The sequence below is a fragment of the Sphingomonas anseongensis genome, from assembly GCF_023516495.1.
Taxonomy (GTDB): Bacteria; Pseudomonadota; Alphaproteobacteria; order Sphingomonadales; family Sphingomonadaceae; genus Sphingomicrobium; species Sphingomicrobium anseongensis.
Genome location: NZ_JAMGBC010000001.1, coordinates 647128 through 666295 on the forward strand (window position 1 = coordinate 647128; position 19168 = coordinate 666295).

Below are 19168 nucleotides of genomic sequence, written 5' to 3' on the forward strand. Positions count from 1 at the left end.
TCAGAACCCCACCAGCCGGTCGATCTCGGCCCGGATATCAGCGACGGACGGGACAGCCCGCTCGAGGAGCTTCGGGTGATGCGGGCTCGGAATGTCGGGCATCGTCACTCGGGCCACCGGAGCGTCCAGATCCAGGAAGGCCTCGTCGGCGACGACGGCAGCAATCTCGGCGCCGAAACCGCCGGTGCGCAGGTCCTCGTGGACGATCAGGCAGCGGCGAGTGCGGCGGACGCTGTCCAGCACCGCTTCGCGATCCCACGGCATCAAGGTTCGAAGGTCGATGACGTCGGCGCTGACGCCTTCGGCGGCAGCCTCGCAGCGTGGAACCATGGCGCCCCAGGTGACGATGGTGATCGCGTCGCCTTCGCGTGTTTTCTTCGCGCGCCCGAATGGAAGGACGAACTGGTCGCCGGGCCACGGTCGTCGCGCCCAGGCGTCATCATACATCGCACGGTGCTCGAAGAAGATCACCGGGTCGTTGCCCCGAAGCGCCGCACGAAGCAGCCCGACCGCGTCCTCGGCATTGGAGGGGACGGCGACCTTCCAGCCAGGATTGTGGATGAACTCCACCTCGTTGGTCTGGCTGTGCCAGGGGTCGCCGCACTTGAAGAAACCACCGGGAATGCGAAGCACCATGGGTGCAGCGAAGCGGTTGTTCGTGCGCCAGCGCATCGTGCCGCAATCGTGGATCTGCTCGGTCGCCGGCTCGGAATATTTGCGGAACTGGATTTCCGGCACCGGCATCAGTCCCGCCAGCGCCATTCCCACCGCTCGGCCGATAATTCCTTCCTCGTTCAGCGAGGTGTCGAACACACGGCTCAGACCGAACTTCTCCTGCAGGCCGAGTGTGACCGCATGCACGCCACCCTTCGGTCCGATGTCCTCGCCGAACAGAAGCACGCGCGGGTTCGCTTCGACCTCCTGCTCAAGGGTCCGGCGTATCGCCGTGACCATGTTGATCCGCTGTCCCTCGGGCTTGGGCTGGTCGGTGGCGCCGTCATCGAGGCTAAGCCCTGCGCGCCCGCCGACTTTCTGAAGATCGCCCTCGAAGAAAACGTTGGACGTGACTCGCTCTGGATCGGAGATGCCGCGAGCCTCCGCTTCGGCGACGGCCGCGGCGACTTCGCCCGCGACTTCGCGCTCGATCTGCTGCCATTGCGAGTCGGAAAGTCCCGACTGTGCCTTGAGCTTCGGAAGGGGGTCGCGACTCCATTCAGCGGCAACCTCATCTTCCGTCTTGTAGGCCTGCGTGTCCTGCGCGCTGTGCCCTTCGAGGCGCGGAACCGTCAGGCGAAGAAGAGCGGGCGCTCGCTTGTGGCGGACGTGGGCGACGGCGTCCGAGATCATCTTCGCCGCCTGCTCCGGCTCAGTTCCGTCGCCGTTGAAGATCGTCAGCCCGCGAAAGCTTGCGAGGTTCGCAGCGATGTCCTTGCCCGGCGTCTGGTATTCGGACGGAACGGAGATACCGTAGCCATTGTCCTCGATATAGATGAGTAGCGGCAATTGTTGAGTCGTGGCAATTGTTAGCGCAGACCAAAATCCACCCGTCGCGGCGCTCGCATCGCCTCCGAGGACCAGACCAATCGCGTCGTCGGGCCCCTCCTTGAGCACCTCGTTCTTATACTTGATGGCCTGCGCCCAGCCGGCAGCGGGCGTATATTGAGCGCCTACCCCGCCGCACATCGGAAGAGCGTGCGCACCGCCCGGATTGGGATAGTTGAACACCACGCCGATATCACGGCCGTCGGAATAGCCGCCGGCGAGGCCCATTCCTGACCCCAGGGCGTCGGCCAGCTCGACTCCCAGCGCCAGAAGGAGCGGCCGCGAGCGGTAATAACCGCAGGCCGCGTCGCCGTCCTTCACGTGCAGCCCGAGAAGCACCTGCGCCATGTCATGGCCGCGCGCGGAGAATTGGTAGAGGACCTTCTTTTGCGGAACGAGCTCCTGTTCCTCGATCCGGTCCATCTCGCGCGATGTCAGGACGAGCCGGGCGACCCGGCTCCAGTCCAGCGTCGAATCGGCCATTCTCGCCGCGTCGGCTTCAGCCACCGATCGCCTCGAGTACTGCGGAAGCGAAGCGGTCGACCTGCTCGTCCGACAGGCCGCAGATGTTGAAGCGGCCGCTGTCGGCCATGTAGATCGCGTGGGTCTCGCGAAGCCTCACAACCTGCTCCGGGGTCACCGGAAGCATCGAGAACATGCCCTTCTGCTCGGCGATGTAGCCGAACTGCGGGTCAGCGGCGGCGAGCCTCTGGCGAAGCGACGCGATCCGTCCGCGCATTCCGTCAAGCTCGACCCGCCAGTCTGCGCTGAGCTTCGCATCGTCGAGCACGATCCGGATCGCAGCGGCGGCATGATCGGGCGGCATCGACCACATCTCGCGCGAGATCTGGAGGATGTGTCCCATCGCCGTTGCAGTCGAGGAAGTGCTTGCCGTCTTGATCCAGACCGAGCCAACGCGGTCGCGATAGACGCCGAAATTCTTGTCGCAGCTTTGCGCGACGATGACCGTGTCGCAGGCGTCGAGAATTGCTCGGAGTCCGGCAGCGTCAGGATCCAGCCCGTCGCCGAAGCCTTGGTAGGCTATGTCGACTACCGGAAGCAGCCCGCGACCGACGATCAGCGCGGTGATCTCTGCCCATTGCTGCGCGTCGAGATCGGCACCGGTCGGGTTGTGGCAACAGCCGTGGAGTAGGACGACGTCGCCGGGGCGCGCCGACTTCACTGTCTCGGCCATCTCGTCGAAGCAGAGCTGACGCGAAGCGCGGTCGTAGTGGCGATATTCGACGATCTCGAGCTCGCAGCCGCGAATGATCGGCGCGTGGTTTGGCCAGGTAGGCGTGCCGACCAGCACCCGGGCGCCCGGATTTGCCGCCTTGATGAGGTGGAAGCCCAGCGTGAGCGCTCCGCATCCTCCGGGCGTCTGGATTCCCGCAATGCGCTCGTCGCTGGAATGCTCGCCGAGAAGGATCGGGGCGAGGAGCTCGGCGAAACGGACGTCGCCGCGTCCTCCGAGATAGGATTTCGTCTCTTGCGTCTCCAGGAGCCGCCTCTCCGCCTCCTTGATGACCTTGAGGATCGGCGTCGCTCCGCTGCTGTCGCGATAGACGCCGACTCCAACGTCGATCTTTTCCGGCCGCTTGTCGGCATTGGCGAGGTCGATCAGCGCGAGCAGCGAGTCACTTTTGACGGGTGCAAGATCGGCGATCGAGCGGGTGGTCACCTGGGCTTCGTCCAACATGCGAGCGGCTTAGCGACAAACCGGCAGCCGCGCAAAAGGCTCAGGCGTCGTAGTCGACCGCAACTCCATCGCCGTCGGGCACCGACTGGCAGGTGAGAACATAGCCCTCCTCAACCTCCTCGTCGGTGAGGCCGTAGCGGGCAGCCATTTCAACCTTGCCGCTCGTCACCTTGGCGCGGCAGGTCGCGCATACGCCTGCCTTGCAGGCGAAGGGCGCCGGAAGGCCGGCGGCTCGCGCACTGTCGAGAATATTGCCCTCTGTGAAGGGTACCTTTCGGGTCCGCCCGTCTAGGGTCACGGAGAGAGTCAGGCCGGCAGCTTTCGTCTGGAGTTCGGCCATCTCGCGGACGAGGGTGTCCGGCGGACGGTCGGCGGTGAAGCGCTCGATGTGGATTCGCTCGCGGCGGATCCCGCGGTCTATCAGCGAGCTTTCGGCCGCATCCATCATCGGGCCCGGGCCGCAGATGAACCAGTCGGCGACGCTATCAGGCGCACCGATCAGATGCTCGATCGCGTCGTCCAGCCGCTCGCGGTTCAGCATCCCGTTGAACAGTTCGACGTCGCCCTCTTCGGCGTCGAGGAAATGATAGAGCTGGAATCGATCGAGATAGCGGTCCTTCAACCTGGCCAGCTCCTCGAGGAAGATGATCGAGGAGGAATCGCGATTGCCGTAAAGCAGGGTGAAGCGGCTCTCCGGCTCGGTTTTCAGGAGCGTCCGCAGCAGCGACATCACCGGGGTGATTCCCGATCCGCCGGCAATGCCGACGACGTTACGCGCCGTGGCCGCGGGGAAGTCGGTCGTGAAGCTTCCGTGCGGAGGCATAACCTCGATGGTGTCGCCGGCTTTGAGATTGTCGCCGACCCAGTTGGAAAAGAGGCCGCCGCCGATCCGTTTTACGGTGACCATCCAGTCGCGCTCGTCCGGAGCGGTGCACAAAGAGTAATTGCGCCGCACTTCCTCGCCGCCGATCTCCGCCTTCAGCGTCAAATGCTGCCCGGCCTTGAACGCGAAGGCATCGCGGAGCTCGTCGGGGATTTCGAAGCGGATCGAATTGGCCTCGTTCGTCTCGGGGACGATTGCAGCCACCCGCAGAGGGTAGAAGTGGGCGCTCATTACCAGGTCGCGTCGGGGTAGGTGCGCGGGAGATATTGCATCGGCGCCAGGATGTGGCCGAGGTGCTCGCTGTGGTGCCCACGCCGCCCGCCCAGGATCGGGCGCTGCTCGGCCGGGGCGTCGAGCCTGGCTTCAGCGAGGACTGCAGCGATCGCGGAGCGATATTCGTCCTCGAAGTCCCGCGGATCGGGCGCCGCACCGCTGCCGATGATCGCCTGAAGCGTTTCGTCGACCTCGAACAGCTCGGGAATGAAGCGCCAGCACCAGTCGAGCCCTTCGGCCATCCTGCGCGTGCTTTCCTCGGTCCCGTCGCCGAGCCGCGCCACCCATTCGGCAGCGAGCTCGCGGTGATAGGCGACTTCCTTCACCGCCTTCGCCGCATATTCACTCAGGAATCGGTCAGTCGACGAAGCGAGCCGTTGCAAAAGCATGTGCTGCCAGGTCGAAAACAGCAGCTGGCGGGCCATCGTGCGGGCGAAGTCGCCGTTCGGCTGCTCGACCAGCAGGCAGTTGCGGAAATCGAGCACGTCGCGATGGAAAGCGATCTTGTCCGCATCGCCGATGTTGCCAAACAGCAAATTCGCCTGCCCGACCAGGTCGAGCGCAATGTTGGCGAGGCTCAGGTCAACCTCCAGCGCCGGCGCGTGCCCGCACCATTCGGAAAGCCGCTGCCCGAGGATCAGCGCATCGTCGCCGAGCCTGAGAAGATAGTCGACGCGCGCCGCGTCGGGCGCCGTCATATGTGCTTCACCTCGTCGGGGATGTCGTAGAAAGTGGGGTGGCGGTAGATCTTGTTCTCCGCCGGCTCGAACAGCTCGCCGGCATGGTCAGGGTCGGAGGCAACGATCTCCTTCGAGGGCACCACCCACAGGCTCACGCCTTCCATCCGCCGCGTGTACGTGTCCCGGGCGTGCGAGAGCGCGAGCTGCGCGTCAGGAGCATGAACGCTGCCAACGTGGCGATGCGAAAGCCCGCCCTTGCTGCGGACGAAAACCTCCCAGAGCGGCCAGTCGCCACTCACGCCGCCTTCCTTGCCTGGCGCTTCGCCTCGTGCGCAGCTGCGGCTTCGCGGACCCAGGCGCCGTCGTCCCATGCCTTGCGGCGGGCTTCCATCCGCTCCTTGGCAACCGGGCCCTCGCCGCGGACGACCGCGTAGAATTCCTCCCAGTCGACGGCGCCGAAGTCGTAGCCACCCTTTTCCTCGTTCCACTTGAGGTCCGGGTCGGGGACCTTGAGATCGAGGAAGTCCGCCTGCGGGACGGTGATGTCGACGAACTTCTGGCGAAGCTCATCATTGGTCTCGCGCTTGATGCGCCAGCGCATCGACTGCGCGGTGTTGGGACTGTTCTCGTCAGGCGGGCCGAACATCATCAGAGACGGCCACCACCAGCGATCGAGGGCGTCCTGGGCCATCCTTTTCTGCTCCGGAGTCCCGTTCGCCATCGCAATCATGATCTCGTAGCCCTGGCGCTGGTGGAAGCTTTCTTCCTTGCACACCCGCACCATAGCGCGGGCATACGGCCCGTAGCTGGTCCGCTGCAGCGGCACCTGGTTCATGATCGCGGCGCCGTCGACCAGCCAGCCGATCGCTCCGATGTCTGCCCAGGTGAGCGTCGGATAGTTGAAGATGGTGCTGTACTTGGCCTTCCCGGAGTGAAGCGCCTCGATCATCTCCTCACGGCTCGTCCCCAGCGTCTCGGCGGCGCAATAGAGGTAAAGGCCGTGTCCGCCCTCGTCCTGCACCTTGGCGAGAAGGATCGCCTTGCGGCGAAGCGACGGAGCGCGCGTGATCCAGTTGCCCTCCGGAAGCATCCCGACAATCTCGCTGTGCGCATGCTGAGAAATCTGCCGGATCAAAGTCCGGCGATAAGCCTCCGGCATCCAGTCCTTCGGCTCGATGAATTCGTCGGCAGCGACGCGCGCCTCGAACGCTTCCGAAAGCTTCGGATCGTCGAGGTTCTTGATCTGAGCGGTCTTCTGGAGCTCGGTCGTGTACATGATCTCGATGTAGTCCCTGCCTGCTTAACGTTCAAACTTCGATCACCGCTCCGCCGATGGTGCGCGAATAGCCGGTGAATTCGGCGACTGGGCGGCCGTTGGAGGTTTTCACCGAAACCCCGGTCACGCCGCCGCGACCGGCAGTAGCGACCTCCTCGCCTTCTGCGATCAACGTCTCGCCAGCCTCGGCGCTACCCAGGAAGACGATCGATGCCTGGGCGGCGACCGTGCGCTCGTTGCGGCCGTTGCAAACGTAAGCGAAGGCAGTGTCGGCAAGAGCAAACACCATCCCGCCGTGGGCGATCCTATGTCCGTTGAGCATATCCTCGCGTAGCTGCATCGACAGCCGGCAATAGCCCGCACGCACTTCCTCGATGCGAATACCCCACGAAGGCCCCGTGCCCTCGTCGGCAAGCATCTGGTGCGCGACGCGGTCCGCGAGTTCGTTTGCGTCCACTGCCCCTCCTTCGCTAGTCCGTGGCCATGGATTACGAGACCATCGACTTCAAGATCGATGACGGAATTGCGCGCGTCACGCTCAACCGTCCCGACCGGCTCAACAGCTTTACCGCGCAAATGCACGAGGAGCTTCGATCCGCGCTCGCCGAGGCTTCTGAGGCGCGCGTCGTCGTCCTCACCGGCGCCGGGCGCGGCTTCTGCGCCGGGCAAGACCTCAACGAGCGGTCGGTGGCGTCGGGGGACCAGCCAGTCGACCTAGGTGTCACCGTCGAAACGGGCTGGAACCCGCTCATCACGATGCTCACTTCGATGAAGCAACCCGTCATCGCGCGGGTAAATGGAGTCGCCGCCGGAGCCGGGGCGAACATCGCGCTCGCCTGCGACATGGTGGTGGCCGCACGCTCGGCGAAGTTCATCCAGAGCTTTTCAGCGATCGGGCTCATCCCCGACAGCGGCGGTTCGTGGATCCTGCCGCGGCTCGTGGGACAGGCCCGGGCGATGGGGATGGCTCTGACCGGAGAGCCCCTGTCCGCCGAAAAAGCCGAGGAATGGGGGCTGATCTGGAAATGCGTCGACGACGACGCGCTCGACGGCGAAGTGAACGCGCTGGCGACCAAGCTCGCTTCGCTTCCACCGCTAGGCCTTGCAGCGATCAAGAAGATCATCCGCACGACCTGGGAGCGAACCCTCGACCAGGAGCTTGACCTCCAGCGCGATGAAATGCGCCGGCTCGGCTACAGCGAAGACTATCGCGAGGGCGTCGCTGCCTTCCTGGAAAAGCGGCCGGCGAAGTTCATCGGGCGCTGATCACGCGGTCACCAGCGAGGTGAATTTCGCCAGGTCGATATTGCCCCCGGAAACCACGCAGACGATGGGCCCGTCGCCTGCCTCTCCGGTGAGTGCCGCGGCCAGGGCAAGCGCTCCGGCACCTTCCGAAACCACTCGTGCCTTGTCGGCCATCAGCCGCATGGCCTCGCGCACCTGCTCGAGCGACACCGTTATCGAGCCGTCGACGACCGGCTGCATCCGTTCCCACATTCGCGCGGTGACGCTCTGGCCGCCGGCGCCGTCGACGAAGCTCGCCTGCCAGTCCGTGAACTTGCTCGGCTCTCCGTTGCGAAGCGACAAGGCATAAGGGGCCGCGGTTTCGGGCTCGGCTCCAAGGACCCGCACATCGGGCTTGAGCGCCTTGATCGCGCTTCCGACGCCGGTGATTAGCCCGCCGCCGCCGATCGCAGCGATGACGGTGCGAACATTCGGCGCGTCCTCCAGGATCTCCAGCCCCATGGTGCCATGGCCGGCAATGAAATCGTGATTGTCGAACGGGTGAACGAAGGTGCCGTCCAGCCCTTCGAAGGCGTGTGCCTCCGCCGCCTTCCATGCCTCCTCGTAAGACACAGGCACGATCGTCGCGCCCAGCGCCCGCATCCGGTCAAGCTTGGTCTTCGGCGCGGTCTCGATTGCCACAACCGAACAGGGAATCCCGGCGGCCCGCGCGGCATAAGCGACGCCCTGCCCCGCGTTACCGGCGCTGATCGTCCACACACCCCGCGCCCGATCCTCGTCCGACAGCATTGCAACGGCATTGGCCGCGCCGCGGATCTTGTAGGCGTTCGTGGGCTGCAGGTTTTCCAGCTTCAGCCGGATGTCGGGCCCGTCCGGGCCGAGGTCCAATTTCACCAGGGGCGTGCGCAGGATGGTTCCGGCGATCCGCTCGCGGGCTGCCTCTACATCCTCGATCGGGATGGGCCTTACCGGATCGATCACATGCATCCCCTTCCTGCTCGTCGCCAACTTCTTCTAAGGAGCGGCGATGAAGACTCAACAATTGCTCAATTACGAGCGCGACCGCTGGATCGCCGGTACCGACGGCCTGTCCGAGCTTGCAAGCGCGATCGACGGCTCGCCAGTGGCAATCGCCGGCTCCGGCGGGCTCGATTTCGGAGCGATGCTCCGACATTCCCGCGAGGTTGGCGGCCCGGCGCTTCGCAAGATGACGTTCCATGAGCGGGCGCGGATGATCAAAGGTCTCGGCCTAGCCATCATGGCGCGCAAGGAAGAGCTGTACGAGCTGAGCTACCAGACGGGCGCTACTCGCAAGGACGGCTGGATCGACATCGAGGGCGGTGCCGGCACTCTCTTCTCCTTCTCATCCAAGGGCCGGCGCGAGCTTCCCGACGCGCATGTGCTGCTCGACGGCGCCCTAGAGCCGCTGTCGAAAAGGGGCAGCTTCGTCGGCCAGCACATCTATACCTCGCTCCAGGGCGCGGCGGTGCACATCAACGCCTTCAACTTCCCGGTCTGGGGGATGCTGGAAAAGCTCGCTCCCACCTTCCTCGCGGGCGTTCCGGCCATCGTGAAGCCGGCATCGGCGACGTCCTACCTGACAGAGGCCGCGTTCCGAGTGATGATCGACAGCGGTCTGCTGCCGACCGGCGCGGTCCAGCTAATCGTCGGCGGAGTCGGCGACCTCTTCGACCATCTCCAGGGCCAGGACGTAGTCAGCTTCACCGGGTCGGCATCGACCGCCTACAAGCTTCGTACGCATCCGGTGGTGATGCGCGAAAGCGTCAAGTTCATCGCCGAGCAGGACAGCCTCAACGCTTCGGTCCTCGGTCCCGACGCGGCGCCGGGGACGCCGGAGTTCGATCTGTTCGTCCGCGAAGTGGCGATCGAGATGACGGTGAAGGCAGGCCAGAAGTGCACGGCCATCCGCCGGGCGCTGGCGCCGGCCGAGTATCTGGACGCCGTCCAGGCGGCGCTCGGCGAGCGGCTGACGCAAACCAAGGTCGGCGACCCGCGCTCGGAGGACACGCGCATGGGCGCTCTCGTCAGCGCGAGCCAGTGCAAGGACGTCCGGGAAAAGATCGCCGAGCTGGAGGCGGGAGGTGCGCGAATCGTCGCCGGCGACCCCAATGCCGAATCCCCGGTCAAAGGGGGATCGTTCCTGCCGCCGATCCTGCTTCGAAGCGACGATCCCTGGAACAACGCGGCCGTGCACGACGTCGAAGCGTTTGGCCCGGTCTCCACCATCATGCCTTACAGGGACATCGATGACGCGATCGCCCTCGCCAATCGCGGCAAGGGGAGCCTGGCGCTGTCGCTTTTCACCCACTCGGCCGACTCGGCGCGCGACTTCGTTCGCGGCGCTGCCTCGTTCCACGGGCGAATGCTGGTCATCGACCGCGACAATGCGAAGGAATCCACCGGCCACGGCTCGCCGCTTCCTGTCCTCGTCCACGGCGGCCCAGGAAGGGCCGGCGGGAGCGAGGAGATGGGCGGTGTTCGCGGAGTGAAGCATTACATGCAACGCACTGCGCTCCAGACCTCGCCGGCGATGATTGCGGCAATCACGGGCCAATATGTCGCCGGAGCGCCCAAGCACGTCGTCGACGCCCACCCGTTCCGGCAGAAGATGAGCGAGCTCGCCATCGGCGACACCTGGGTCACCGGCAGCCGGACCGTCACCATCGAGGACATCGAGCATTTCGCCAATTTCACCGGCGACAAATTCTACGCCCACATGGACGAGGAAGCGGCGAAGGCCTCGCCGATCTTCGAGGGCCGGGTCGCTCACGGCTATCTGATCCTGAGCTTCGCCGCGGGACTTTTCGTCGATCCCGATCCGGGCCCTGTGCTGGCGAACACCGGCCTGGAGAACCTGCGCTTCCTGACGCCTCTCTATCCGGGCGATTCGATGCGCGTGGAGCTCACCGTCAAATCGAAGTCGCTCAAGAGCGAGGAAACCGGCGTGGTCCGCTGGGCCGTCGAGATCTTCAACCAGAAGGACGAACTTGTCGCCACATACGACCTTCTGACCGAGAACGTGCCCTAGGACGCAACACCCGCCACAGCCGTTCGTTTGCATCGCGAGACCCCGGAAAAGGAGAGAAGCGATGAAAGTCAGCGAAGTGATGACTCGCGACGTCAAAACCGTCCGTCCCGACCAGAGCGCGCAGGAAGCCGCCAGCTTCATGTTGAGCGAGGATGCGGGCTCGATGCCCGTCAGCGAGGGCGATCGCCTGATCGGGATGATCACCGACCGCGACATCGCCGTTCGTGGAGTAGCCAAGGGTTACGGGCCGGATACGCTGGTCCGTGAGCTGATGACCGGTGATGTCCTGTGTGCTCGAGACGACGAGAGCATCGAGGACGTCGCGGCGAAGATGAGCCGCGCGCAGGTCCGCAGGATGCCAGTGGTCGATTCAAACGAGCGGCTATGCGGAATCGTCAGCCTGGGCGACCTCGCGCGTGAGACCGACGATCAGAGCGCGGAACAGGCTCTCGAAGGAGTCAGCGCTCCCGGAGGCCAGCACAACCAGGGCTAGCGTCCGTCGAAGCCCTTGATCGCCTTGTCGATCAGCGCCGAATCCGCCTGACCGGTAACCTGCTCGGAAAGGATTTGGGCGGCGGCGCTGGTGGCAGCCTCGGCAACCGCGGCGCGAAGCTGCTGAATTGCGGCTCGCTCCTCGGCGGCGATCTTGTCCTCGGCCATCCTCGCCCGGCGCTCGACGAGGGCCTCGGCATCCGCGCGAGCCTTCTCGAGCATCGCTTCCGCTTCGTGCTGGGCGCGCTCGATCATTGCCGCGGCTTCCTTCTCGGCAGCGGCCCCCTTGGCGGCATATTCGGCCTTCAGCGCCTCGGCTTGCTTGCGCAGGTCCTGCGCTTCGGCGAGCTGCGCACTGATCGCGGCGATCTTCTTGTCCAGCGCAGAGGCCACCATCTTGTGCGCCTTGCCCCACATCAACAGGCCGATAACGACCAGCATCGCAAGCGCTATGTAGAACCCCGGGCCGAGGCCGAAGGCGGTCGCTTCCTCGTGGCCCGTCTCGCTCGGGACCTCCTGGACGGTCGTAAACTCAGCCATTGAGATTCGCCTTCACCGCATCGGCGGCCTGCTTCTTGTCGACTTCGATGCCGGCGAGACGGCGAACCATGTCCTGAGCGGCATCGACCGCGATCGACTCCAACTCGGCGCGTGCCGATTCCACGGCCTTGCGGATGCTTGCTTCCGCATCTTGGACGCGCTTCGTGATCTTGCCCGCGGACTTGGCAACCTTGGCCTCGATCTCGCGAGCGCTGGCCGCGCGCCCCTTCTGCTCAACCTCGGCTGCCTTGGCGCGAGCCTCGTTCATCCGGGCTCGCCAGTCCGCTTCCGTCCGATCGGCTTCCTCGCGAGCATCCTGGGCACGTTTGAGGTCGGCCGCGATCTTCGCCTCGCGGTCGCTGACGGTGCCCCGGACCTTCGGCACCATCCCTCGCCCGATGACGAAGTAGATAATGCCGAACACCAGGGCCAGCCAGAACAGCTGGGAGAGGAAGATCTCGGAAAGTTGGTTGATCTGGGGCATGGATCGTCCGCCTTGGCGGGTCCTTCTCGCTTAGGCGGCCGGCGGCGCGTAGAGGATGATCATCGCGACGACGAACGCAATCAGGCCGAGCAGCTCGGCGAGTGCGAAGCCGATCAGGACGCGAGTGAACTGGCCGTCGGAAGCCGCGGGGTTGCGAACCGCGCTTTCCAGGAACGGGCCCCACACGTTGCCGACGCCGATTGCTGCCGCGCCAACGCCGATGGCGGCGAGGCCGGCTCCGATGACCTGGGCTGCTGCAAGATCCATGACGAACTCCTTTGTTGAAATCAGTGAAGGTTGACCGCGTCGTTCAAATAGACGGCGGTGAGAAGCGTGAAGACGTAGGCCTGGATGAGGTTCACCAGAATCTCGAGAAGGCTCACGAAAACGACGAAGATGAAGCTGAGCAGTCCGACGCCCATTCCGAAGGGGCCGCCGTTCAGGCCGTCGACGATGAAGTTTCCGAACACTTCCATCAGCACGTGACCCGCGAAGATCGCGACGAACAAACGGAGGCCGAGGCTGAACGGACGGACGAGGAAGCTGATCAACTCGATCGGGAACAGGAATGCCTGCATGTACCAGGGCACGCCGGGCGGCAGGAACAAGGTGAAGAAGTGCAGGCCGTGCTTTGCGAAGCCGACGATGAGGACGATCGAGAAGCTGAGCACCGCCAATACGCCGGTGATCGAGAAGTGGCTGGTCGAAGCGAAGGGGTGAAGGCCCGGAATCATCGCGAACGGCAGGATTCCCAGGAAATTCGCCACCAGGATGAACGAGAAGAGCGAGAACAGGAGCGGCTCGAACTTCTTGCCTTCAGGACCGATCGTGGCTCCCGCCATCTTTTCGGTCATTCCGGTCAATTCCTCGACCGCCATCTGCCAGCGGCCGGGAACGAGCTCGCGCTTCATTCCAAGGGCGATGAAGCCGATGATTACGACGAGGGCGATCAGCATCCACAGACCGCTGTTGGTCAGGCTGATGTCGTAATTGCCGATATGAAGTGGAACGATCGGATGCACCTGGAACTGGTGCATCGGGTCGAACTTCGCTTCGCCCGCCACTTTAAAGTCCTCGCCTCTATTCGGGCCTTCGGTCGTTCGAAGGCGTCGACTTGGTCCAGTAGTAAACGTTCCTGATACCGAGCCCGAAGCCCACGAACATCAGGATAATCATGAGCAGCGGCTTGGTATTGAACAAAGTGTCCAAACCCCAACCGAACAACAGCCCACCGGCCGGAGCACCGATCATCTGAGCAGCGACCTTTTGCCCGAATTGCCGGACCCGGTTGGACTGCTCCTGCTTCGCCTGCTCCGCTTCCGCCCGGTGCAACTCATCCAATCGCCGATCGAGCGATTGAAGTCGTGCGTCGGGTGGAAGGTCCGGGACCTTGCCGGTTTCGTCATCAGCCACGATTCTCTCCTGTGCGTCGCCCCTGACGGAATTACAGGGGGCAAGCTCCGGGGCGAAAAACATGGCGGCGACGAGCCCGCCAAGGCGCGGACCCTTTATGAACCGACGCCCGCCTAGTCAACCGCGCGCGCAACCCACGCGAAAATCTCGCAAACTTAGCGCCCGCAGTAGCTTGGCGCGGGGGCGCCCTCACCGGAGGCCCTTCTCCGCCAGGAGCCGTCATTGAGCATGTAGATTTCGCCCGGCTTCACGTCTGCAAGTAGTTGGCAGCCGGCGGCGATCCCGACTTCCTGCACAGTCGCCCGGCGCCTGACGGCGAGATCCGTGTAGAGGCTCCTCCGGCGGATGTTCACCGCCCCCACCTGCCGGCGCACCTGCTCGCCGGCGCCGGGAGCAAAGCCGAGATAGCCGTCATAGCGCTCACCGACGATTGCTGCCTGCCTGGCCTGGACGATCACCGAGCTTTCCTGCGCGGCGGCCGGTGCCGCCACGGCAAGCGCGGCCGCCATCAGGAGACGCGCTGCAAGGGTCACTGCGACCCTCCCGGCGTCTTCGGGAAAGCTTCCGGATTCTGCCGGATTAGCTGCTGGACGTCCTGTTGAAGCCTGACCACCACCTCCTGCCGGATAACGACATTGAGGTTGATCTCGATCGGCTTGTCGGGCGCCTTGACGGTAACGCAGCTCGCCAACGGGATCGCCAGCGCTGCTCCGGCGAGGAGCCGGAAGTGCCGCTTCATGTTGAGCTTGGTCATCTCACTTCTCGCTTGGTGGTGGGGGTTTGGTGGAAACATCGACCTCGTCGATCGGCGTAAGTCGCGTCTGCTCTTCCTCTTTCCCGAGGACGCGGGTCTCGGTGACAATGCCGGGGCTATCGAGCGGGAAAGGCATCACCGGTTCGATGACGCCGGTCGGGTCCTTGAAGCCCTTCGCCATCTGGATCAGCGAGCGGAACGGGCCCCGGATGTTGAGGTTCACGACCATCGGCACGTTCTTGAAGGCGCCGCGGACCAGCCCTGCGACGAAGCCGCCGCGGTTGCCCAGCGACACCTGGTTGATCGTGAACCGGGTGGCGAATTCGCCCGCGAGGTCGCCATCCAGGCGAATGATCATCGACCGGTAGCGGATGTTGCTGAGAAGGTCGAAGGCAACTCCGACCATCATTCCTGCCTTGGGCTTGGTCCCGTTATAGGCGAACTCGCCTCCCGGCGGCCGCGAATCCAGCCGGCCTCCGACTATCCGGCCGCCGTTCTCGTCGAAGATCATCGGCAGAACTCCGTCGAACGTGCCGGTGATCTCCAGCCCGGAGAAGCCGAGGTTGTCGATGAACATTTTCGCGTCGAAGCCCTGAAGCTCGAAGGTCAGGCGCTTGGGCGCATCGCTTCCGAAATTGAGGATCGTCTCGCGCAGGATCAGGCGGCCGCCCATGAACGGCCATTCGCCGCGCTCCACCTTCACCAGCTGATTGGGCAACAGCTGGTACCGGATGACGCCGTCATTGACGATGATGCCGGGGTTGATGGAATGGATCGACGCGACCTGGCCGGGCGAACTCTCCAGCCCGAGAAGATCGGTGAAATGGACGCTGGTCGTCAGGCCCTGGACCGGCCCGAACGGCGCGGCGAGATCCATGTTGGCCGTCGAGAAGTCGCCGGTGGAGGTGACTGCACCGGACCCCGACCAGTTGATCCTGCCCTGACCGTTCACGGTCCCCTGAACCAGGGCGACCACGCCTTCGGTCAGACGGGTCAGCTCGTCGGGCTGGAGGTTGGGCCCGAAGGTGATCCCCGGAACGTCAAGGTTTGCATGGCCGGCGCCGCTGTTGAGATTATGCTCGATGTTGACGTCGCTGATCCTCGTTCCGCTCGCCGGATGCCGCAGGGTGCCGGTGGTCGTGATGCGGTTGTTCGCCAGCACGAAATGAACATCGTTGCTCATGAGCGGATAGAAGCGCGGCGGGTCGAAGCGATCGTTGAGAAGCAGGCTTCCGTCGACCGTCAGCCGCTCGTTGAAGAACCTCCAGCGGCCGTCGATGTCGGTCATCTTCAGTTTCACCGACCCGAGAACCGCTTCCCCATTTGAAAGGGTTCCGGCCGCGCCGCCGCTGGTGAACCTGCCGCGAAGCGCCTCCGCACTGAGCGCAACGGGCCTTTCGTCCCTGCCGATACGAAGGGCGACGTTGCTCCCCTCGAAACCGGCCTGTGAAAGCAGGATCGACCTGGCGCTGAGCCGCATCGGGGCCGAGCCGAGGTTTCCGGCGAGCGCCGGATTGCTGATCCTTCCGCCGACGTGAAGCGCTCCGCCGGCGGCCTGGGCGATAATCGCCGCGCCAGTCGGGCAGACCGGCAGTCGGGTGCGGCCGAGACTGAGCTGCTGCATCTTCAGATAGTCGAAAGTGACGACCATGCACCGCCGGCCAACGAGGATGCCGCCGTTGGCGCCGATCCTTCCCTCGATCGGAAGATTGAGGTTGCGCACCTGCCCCCCGGGGAAATTGCCAGTCAGGTTAGCAAGCGTACTGAAATTGGTGGCGCCGCTCGCCTCGCCGTTGAAGCGCAGGGTCGACAGGCTGAGCCGCGAGCCGTCGACGACATAGGGCCGGAAGTTGCCGAAGCCGTTCAAGGCTCCGTTCGGCGCCTGGTGGAGAGTGACCGAACCGGTCGGAAGTCCGCCACCCGTCATCGCAATCGTTCCGTCGAAGCGAAGCGCGCCGGTCGGCCAATAGTAACTGACGCCCTTGCCGCCGGAGATCTGCGCCCGTCCGCCGGTGGCGGTGCGAACGGTCGCGTCGGTGACTCGAGCGCCGCCGTAGCCGGGGAAGTTCACCAGCCGGATTCCGCCGAACACGTCGAAGTTGCGTGCGCTCGCGCCGATCGCCTTGCCGATCGTTGCTGCGATGGGACCGATGGGGGTCGATTTCGTCGCCGCCAGCGCGCGCGTCAGGCCAGCCGTCATCGAAGGCGCCAGGCTGGCGCCATTGGCGCGATACTGGCCGACCATGACCAGCGAGCCGGCGGTAGTCCGCAGCCTGTACTTGCCCTGGACTCGCGTCCGCTCGGCCGTGATCGTCCCAAGCCTCGATTTTTGCGCGGAGAAGTCCATCACCCCGCGAGCGTCCTTGGGGTCGCCGACAAGGGTCATCGTGCCGTTGAGCGCGGCAAGACCGTTGTCGCCGGCTGTCAGCACCTGCGACATCAGCCGCGCGTTGGCGTCGTAATTATCGAACGCCTCGCCAAACTTGGCGTCGAGCTCGAGGCGGGGCTGGACGATCGTGAACCGGCTTGCCGGGCAGACGAACTGATTTGCGGTGAGCGGGCCGACGACGTGGGGGTGGCGAGCCTTTACCTCTATGGCGGCCGCGCCGCGCACATTCTCGGCGAAGCACCTGCCGGTGACCAGTCGCGGGCTCGAGGAAACGAAGCGGCCCTTGAAACCGCCGGTGAGGTTGCCGTTCCCCTGGACCGCGAACCCGAGCGGCCCCCATGGCGTTGCAAGGGCAATGCTGCTGTCGGCAATGTCGAGCGCGACGTCGGGCAAGCTGAACGGCTTGCCAGTTGGCGGTGGAAGCAACTTGTCGATCTGGCCCCAGCTGACGCGTCCGCTCGGAAACACCTTCCCCCGCAACCGGACACCGCGAGCGACGATCCGATACACATCGACGCTGCCATTCCATTTCAGCCGCATCTGGATCAGCACCCGCTCGGCAGTGAGATCGGGGTGATTCGGGTCGCCGATCCGGAGGTTGCTGATCTGCTCGGTCCTGAGGCCCACCCGGTCGAGCGTGTAGCTCCCCTTCACCCCGCGGCTTTCGAGCTGGCGGTCGATGATGTTGCGGGCGATCGGCCGCCGCTCCAGCCAGACGAACAGGAATGCGGCGAGGATGAAGGCGAGCGCGCCGACGCTGACCCAGGTGAGCACCCTGCGCCATCCGTACCGCCGCCTGACGACGACGGTGTCCCCGCTCTCGGCCTCAGATCCGACCATTGGTGCCTTCAACCCGCGCCCGTGCCAGCCGTTCCGTCACCGGCACGACCACGCTTTCCACGGCGCGAGGGATGTGGCTAGTATGGCACTGCTCGGAGTGGTCGGATGGGAACCGGATGCACGGGCGAATCACGTCGGTCGAAAGCAATGGCAGCGGCCACAGGTCGAGGCTTAGGAAGCGGCTGTTCGAAGGCGGCGGCAAGGCGCTGCTGGACCATGAGCTGGTCGAATATCTTCTCGCGCTGGCGATCCCCCGTCGCGACACCAAGGACCAAGCGAAGGAGCTGATCGCCAAGTTCGGTGGCATCGGGCCCCTTCTGTCGGCGAGCGCGGAGACGATGAAGCGCGAAGGGCTAAGCGAGTCGGTGATCGGCGCATTGAAAATTGCCGAGGCGACCGCGCTTCGTCTGCTCGAGACCCGCGCCGAGGGCGCTCCGATCCTTTCCAGCTGGGAGGCTCTCTGCGATTATCTCCACGTGGCGATGGCGCATTCGCGCACCGAACAGGTCCGGGTGCTGTTTCTCAACGCCAAGAACATGCTGATCGCCAACGAGGCCATGTGGAATGGCTCCGTCGACGAAGCATCCGTTCACGTCCGCGAGGTGATCTCCCGAGCTATCGCGCTAGGCGCCACCGCGCTGATCATCGTCCACAACCACCCCAGCGGCGACCCGACGCCCTCCAGCCAGGACATCCGCATCACCAACGATCTCATCGAAGCCGCTCGACACATGAAGATCACGGTCCACGACCATGTGATCGTCGGTGCGAGCGGCAGGACCAGCATGCGGGCGATGGGGTTGATTTGAAGGCGCAAACCGGTCCGGCTTGATTACCCGGCCACGACGTCCATATTGGTTATATGACTGGGTATTCCCCCTGCAGGCGGCCTCAGCTCCATCCGGGCAGCAGCACCGCACGATTCTAGTGCCCTCGGCGCGCGCCCAAGCCCGCGCTTAGGGCTCTCCCCCGACTGAACCGCGCGCCGCATCGCAGCGCGCCACTCACATCAGACGACGGGCCCGCCCGTCAGGGAGTAGTTTCGTGGCAACGCAACGTTTCTCAGTTGAATTCGAGCGAAGGACCGTAGGGATCGCAGTCCGCGTCCCCGGCGGCTTCGTTTTCTATGCATCGGATAGCCGCTTCGAGGGGCTCGACGGCAAGACTTTTCCCAGAGCACGAACGATCGAGCGCGAGCTGGCCAAGTTTGCGAAGCAGCAGAAGCCGGCCCGCCAGACTCTCCAGCAAAGCCCGGCGATGGCCTGATGCTCACAGCAAGAATGGACGATACAATGACAAACCGTACGACGCGCGAGCAGGTTCGCGCTCTCCGGATAGACCGCGACCGAATAGCCGGCCTGGTCGGTCGCTATCCGGCAGTGACTCAAGAGGAAACCGGCGAGATCCTGAGGTTCATGCGCACCGGACGTCACCTGGACATCGGGCTCCTTACCAGCAACCAGCGCCTTCGTCCGAAGCTCGACGCCTTCATGGAGGAGCACAAGGCGCACTTCCGCGTCTCGTTCATGGAAAGCGCGGCGGTGATCGCCGCCATCCTGGCCACGCTGTTCGGCTTGTGGCTAGCGTGGGAGGCATTCGCCTGAGTCTC

The 19168-nt window shown here is 64.5% G+C and carries 22 protein-coding genes; 6 read left to right on the forward strand and 16 right to left on the reverse strand.

Annotation, left to right across the window (positions count from 1 at the left end):
* Genes LZ519_RS03295 through paaI form a run of 7 tightly spaced genes read right to left on the reverse strand, consistent with a single transcriptional unit; the run spans nt 1 to nt 6810 of the window.
* Complete coding sequence (locus tag LZ519_RS03295; RefSeq protein WP_249867303.1) at nt 1-2049, reverse strand: alpha-ketoacid dehydrogenase subunit alpha/beta; 2049 nt, start codon at nt 2047-2049, stop codon at nt 1-3.
* Nucleotides 2042-3241 (reverse strand): amino acid aminotransferase, encoded by a 1200-nt coding sequence (locus LZ519_RS03300; RefSeq protein WP_249867304.1) that lies wholly within the window; start codon nt 3239-3241, stop codon nt 2042-2044. Before LZ519_RS03300 ends, LZ519_RS03295 begins: the two co-directional genes overlap by 8 nt.
* A gap of 40 nt (nt 3242-3281) precedes the next feature.
* Complete coding sequence (locus LZ519_RS03305; RefSeq protein ID WP_249867305.1) at nt 3282-4355, reverse strand: 2Fe-2S iron-sulfur cluster-binding protein; 1074 nt, start codon at nt 4353-4355, stop codon at nt 3282-3284.
* The gene (paaC, locus tag LZ519_RS03310) at nt 4355-5095 is read right to left on the reverse strand and encodes a 1,2-phenylacetyl-CoA epoxidase subunit PaaC (protein ID WP_249867306.1); all 741 of its coding nucleotides are present in this window, start codon (nt 5093-5095) and stop codon (nt 4355-4357) included. The genes LZ519_RS03305 and paaC overlap by 1 nt, the downstream gene beginning before the upstream one ends.
* Nucleotides 5092-5376 carry a 1,2-phenylacetyl-CoA epoxidase subunit PaaB gene (gene paaB / locus LZ519_RS03315; protein WP_249867307.1) on the reverse strand — a complete coding sequence of 95 codons (285 nt, stop codon included), beginning with the start codon at nt 5374-5376 and terminating at the stop codon, nt 5092-5094. Before paaB ends, paaC begins: the two co-directional genes overlap by 4 nt.
* Nucleotides 5373-6353 (reverse strand): 1,2-phenylacetyl-CoA epoxidase subunit PaaA, encoded by a 981-nt coding sequence (gene paaA / locus LZ519_RS03320; RefSeq protein ID WP_249867308.1) that lies wholly within the window; start codon nt 6351-6353, stop codon nt 5373-5375. The genes paaB and paaA overlap by 4 nt, the downstream gene beginning before the upstream one ends.
* A gap of 31 nt (nt 6354-6384) precedes the next feature.
* Nucleotides 6385-6810, reverse strand: a complete 426-nt coding sequence (gene paaI / locus LZ519_RS03325) for a hydroxyphenylacetyl-CoA thioesterase PaaI (protein ID WP_249867309.1) — start codon at nt 6808-6810, stop codon at nt 6385-6387.
* Nucleotides 6811-6836: 26 nt separating this feature from the next.
* Between paaI and paaG the strand changes: the two genes are divergently transcribed.
* On the forward strand, nt 6837-7619 hold the full coding sequence (gene paaG / locus LZ519_RS03330) for a 2-(1,2-epoxy-1,2-dihydrophenyl)acetyl-CoA isomerase PaaG (protein ID WP_249867310.1): 783 nt from the start codon (nt 6837-6839) through the stop codon (nt 7617-7619).
* On the opposite strand, the gene LZ519_RS03335 is transcribed toward paaG, so the two are convergent.
* Nucleotides 7620-8579: a threonine ammonia-lyase gene (locus LZ519_RS03335; RefSeq protein WP_249867311.1), complete on the reverse strand. Its 960-nt coding sequence runs from the start codon at nt 8577-8579 to the stop codon at nt 7620-7622.
* Nucleotides 8580-8625: 46 nt separating this feature from the next.
* Between LZ519_RS03335 and paaZ the strand changes: the two genes are divergently transcribed.
* Both paaZ and LZ519_RS03345 read left to right on the forward strand, forming a co-directional pair.
* Nucleotides 8626-10647, forward strand: a complete 2022-nt coding sequence (gene paaZ, locus LZ519_RS03340; protein ID WP_249867312.1) for a phenylacetic acid degradation bifunctional protein PaaZ — start codon at nt 8626-8628, stop codon at nt 10645-10647.
* 61 nt (nt 10648-10708) lie between these two features.
* Nucleotides 10709-11140, forward strand: a complete 432-nt coding sequence (locus tag LZ519_RS03345) for a CBS domain-containing protein (protein ID WP_249867313.1) — start codon at nt 10709-10711, stop codon at nt 11138-11140.
* Here the strand turns inward: LZ519_RS03345 and LZ519_RS03350 are convergent.
* The 8 genes from LZ519_RS03350 to LZ519_RS03385 form a co-directional block, all read right to left on the reverse strand.
* On the reverse strand, nt 11137-11679 hold the full coding sequence (locus LZ519_RS03350) for a F0F1 ATP synthase subunit B family protein (RefSeq protein ID WP_249867314.1): 543 nt from the start codon (nt 11677-11679) through the stop codon (nt 11137-11139). The two genes, LZ519_RS03345 and LZ519_RS03350, sit on opposite strands and share 4 nt — an antisense overlap.
* Nucleotides 11672-12163, reverse strand: a complete 492-nt coding sequence (locus tag LZ519_RS03355; RefSeq protein ID WP_249867315.1) for a F0F1 ATP synthase subunit B family protein — start codon at nt 12161-12163, stop codon at nt 11672-11674. The genes LZ519_RS03350 and LZ519_RS03355 overlap by 8 nt, the downstream gene beginning before the upstream one ends.
* A gap of 30 nt (nt 12164-12193) precedes the next feature.
* Complete coding sequence (locus LZ519_RS03360) at nt 12194-12430, reverse strand: F0F1 ATP synthase subunit C (RefSeq protein ID WP_249867316.1); 237 nt, start codon at nt 12428-12430, stop codon at nt 12194-12196.
* Nucleotides 12431-12450: 20 nt separating this feature from the next.
* A complete protein-coding gene (locus tag LZ519_RS03365) occupies nt 12451-13227 on the reverse strand; it encodes a F0F1 ATP synthase subunit A (protein WP_348539375.1) in 777 nt (258 codons plus the stop codon).
* A 16-nt stretch (nt 13228-13243) separates the two neighbouring features.
* The gene (locus tag LZ519_RS11650; protein ID WP_249867317.1) at nt 13244-13576 is read right to left on the reverse strand and encodes an AtpZ/AtpI family protein; all 333 of its coding nucleotides are present in this window, start codon (nt 13574-13576) and stop codon (nt 13244-13246) included.
* 155 nt (nt 13577-13731) lie between these two features.
* Nucleotides 13732-14109 (reverse strand): YdbL family probable chaperone protein, encoded by a 378-nt coding sequence (locus tag LZ519_RS03375; RefSeq protein WP_249867318.1) that lies wholly within the window; start codon nt 14107-14109, stop codon nt 13732-13734.
* The gene (locus LZ519_RS03380; protein WP_431358079.1) at nt 14106-14330 is read right to left on the reverse strand and encodes a YnbE family lipoprotein; all 225 of its coding nucleotides are present in this window, start codon (nt 14328-14330) and stop codon (nt 14106-14108) included. The genes LZ519_RS03375 and LZ519_RS03380 overlap by 4 nt, the downstream gene beginning before the upstream one ends.
* A gap of 1 nt (nt 14331) precedes the next feature.
* A complete protein-coding gene (locus LZ519_RS03385) occupies nt 14332-17559 on the reverse strand; it encodes an intermembrane phospholipid transport protein YdbH family protein (protein WP_249867319.1) in 3228 nt (1075 codons plus the stop codon).
* Nucleotides 17560-17675: 116 nt separating this feature from the next.
* Between LZ519_RS03385 and radC the strand changes: the two genes are divergently transcribed.
* From radC to LZ519_RS03400, 3 genes are all read left to right on the forward strand, one after another.
* On the forward strand, nt 17676-18368 hold the full coding sequence (gene radC / locus LZ519_RS03390; RefSeq protein WP_249867320.1) for a RadC family protein: 693 nt from the start codon (nt 17676-17678) through the stop codon (nt 18366-18368).
* A 235-nt stretch (nt 18369-18603) separates the two neighbouring features.
* The gene (locus LZ519_RS03395) at nt 18604-18825 is read left to right on the forward strand and encodes a hypothetical protein (protein WP_249867321.1); all 222 of its coding nucleotides are present in this window, start codon (nt 18604-18606) and stop codon (nt 18823-18825) included.
* 26 nt (nt 18826-18851) lie between these two features.
* Nucleotides 18852-19163, forward strand: a complete 312-nt coding sequence (locus LZ519_RS03400; RefSeq protein ID WP_249867322.1) for a hypothetical protein — start codon at nt 18852-18854, stop codon at nt 19161-19163.
* The last annotated feature ends 5 nt before the right edge of the window (nt 19164-19168 follow it).

Bases quoted from the DNA above. Each gene is read 5' to 3' on its own strand.
- LZ519_RS03355 (WP_249867315.1), bottom strand. From the start codon at position 12,163: ATGCCCCAGATCAACCAACTTTCCGAGATCTTCCTCTCCCAGCTGTTC.
- LZ519_RS03305 (WP_249867305.1), bottom strand. From the start codon at position 4,355: ATGAGCGCCCACTTCTACCCTCTGCGGGTGGCTGCAATCGTCCCCGAG.
- LZ519_RS03345 (WP_249867313.1), top strand. From the start codon at position 10,709: ATGAAAGTCAGCGAAGTGATGACTCGCGACGTCAAAACCGTCCGTCCC.
- paaZ (WP_249867312.1), top strand. From the start codon at position 8,626: ATGAAGACTCAACAATTGCTCAATTACGAGCGCGACCGCTGGATCGCC.
- paaA (WP_249867308.1), bottom strand. From the start codon at position 6,353: ATGTACACGACCGAGCTCCAGAAGACCGCTCAGATCAAGAACCTCGAC.
- paaG (WP_249867310.1), top strand. From the start codon at position 6,837: ATGGATTACGAGACCATCGACTTCAAGATCGATGACGGAATTGCGCGC.
- LZ519_RS03385 (WP_249867319.1), bottom strand. From the start codon at position 17,559: ATGGTCGGATCTGAGGCCGAGAGCGGGGACACCGTCGTCGTCAGGCGG.
- LZ519_RS03350 (WP_249867314.1), bottom strand. From the start codon at position 11,679: ATGGCTGAGTTTACGACCGTCCAGGAGGTCCCGAGCGAGACGGGCCAC.
- LZ519_RS03360 (WP_249867316.1), bottom strand. From the start codon at position 12,430: ATGGATCTTGCAGCAGCCCAGGTCATCGGAGCCGGCCTCGCCGCCATC.
- paaC (WP_249867306.1), bottom strand. From the start codon at position 5,095: ATGACGGCGCCCGACGCGGCGCGCGTCGACTATCTTCTCAGGCTCGGC.
- LZ519_RS03400 (WP_249867322.1), top strand. From the start codon at position 18,852: ATGACAAACCGTACGACGCGCGAGCAGGTTCGCGCTCTCCGGATAGAC.
- LZ519_RS03380 (WP_431358079.1), bottom strand. From the start codon at position 14,330: ATGACCAAGCTCAACATGAAGCGGCACTTCCGGCTCCTCGCCGGAGCA.
- radC (WP_249867320.1), top strand. From the start codon at position 17,676: ATGCACGGGCGAATCACGTCGGTCGAAAGCAATGGCAGCGGCCACAGG.
- LZ519_RS03300 (WP_249867304.1), bottom strand. From the start codon at position 3,241: ATGTTGGACGAAGCCCAGGTGACCACCCGCTCGATCGCCGATCTTGCA.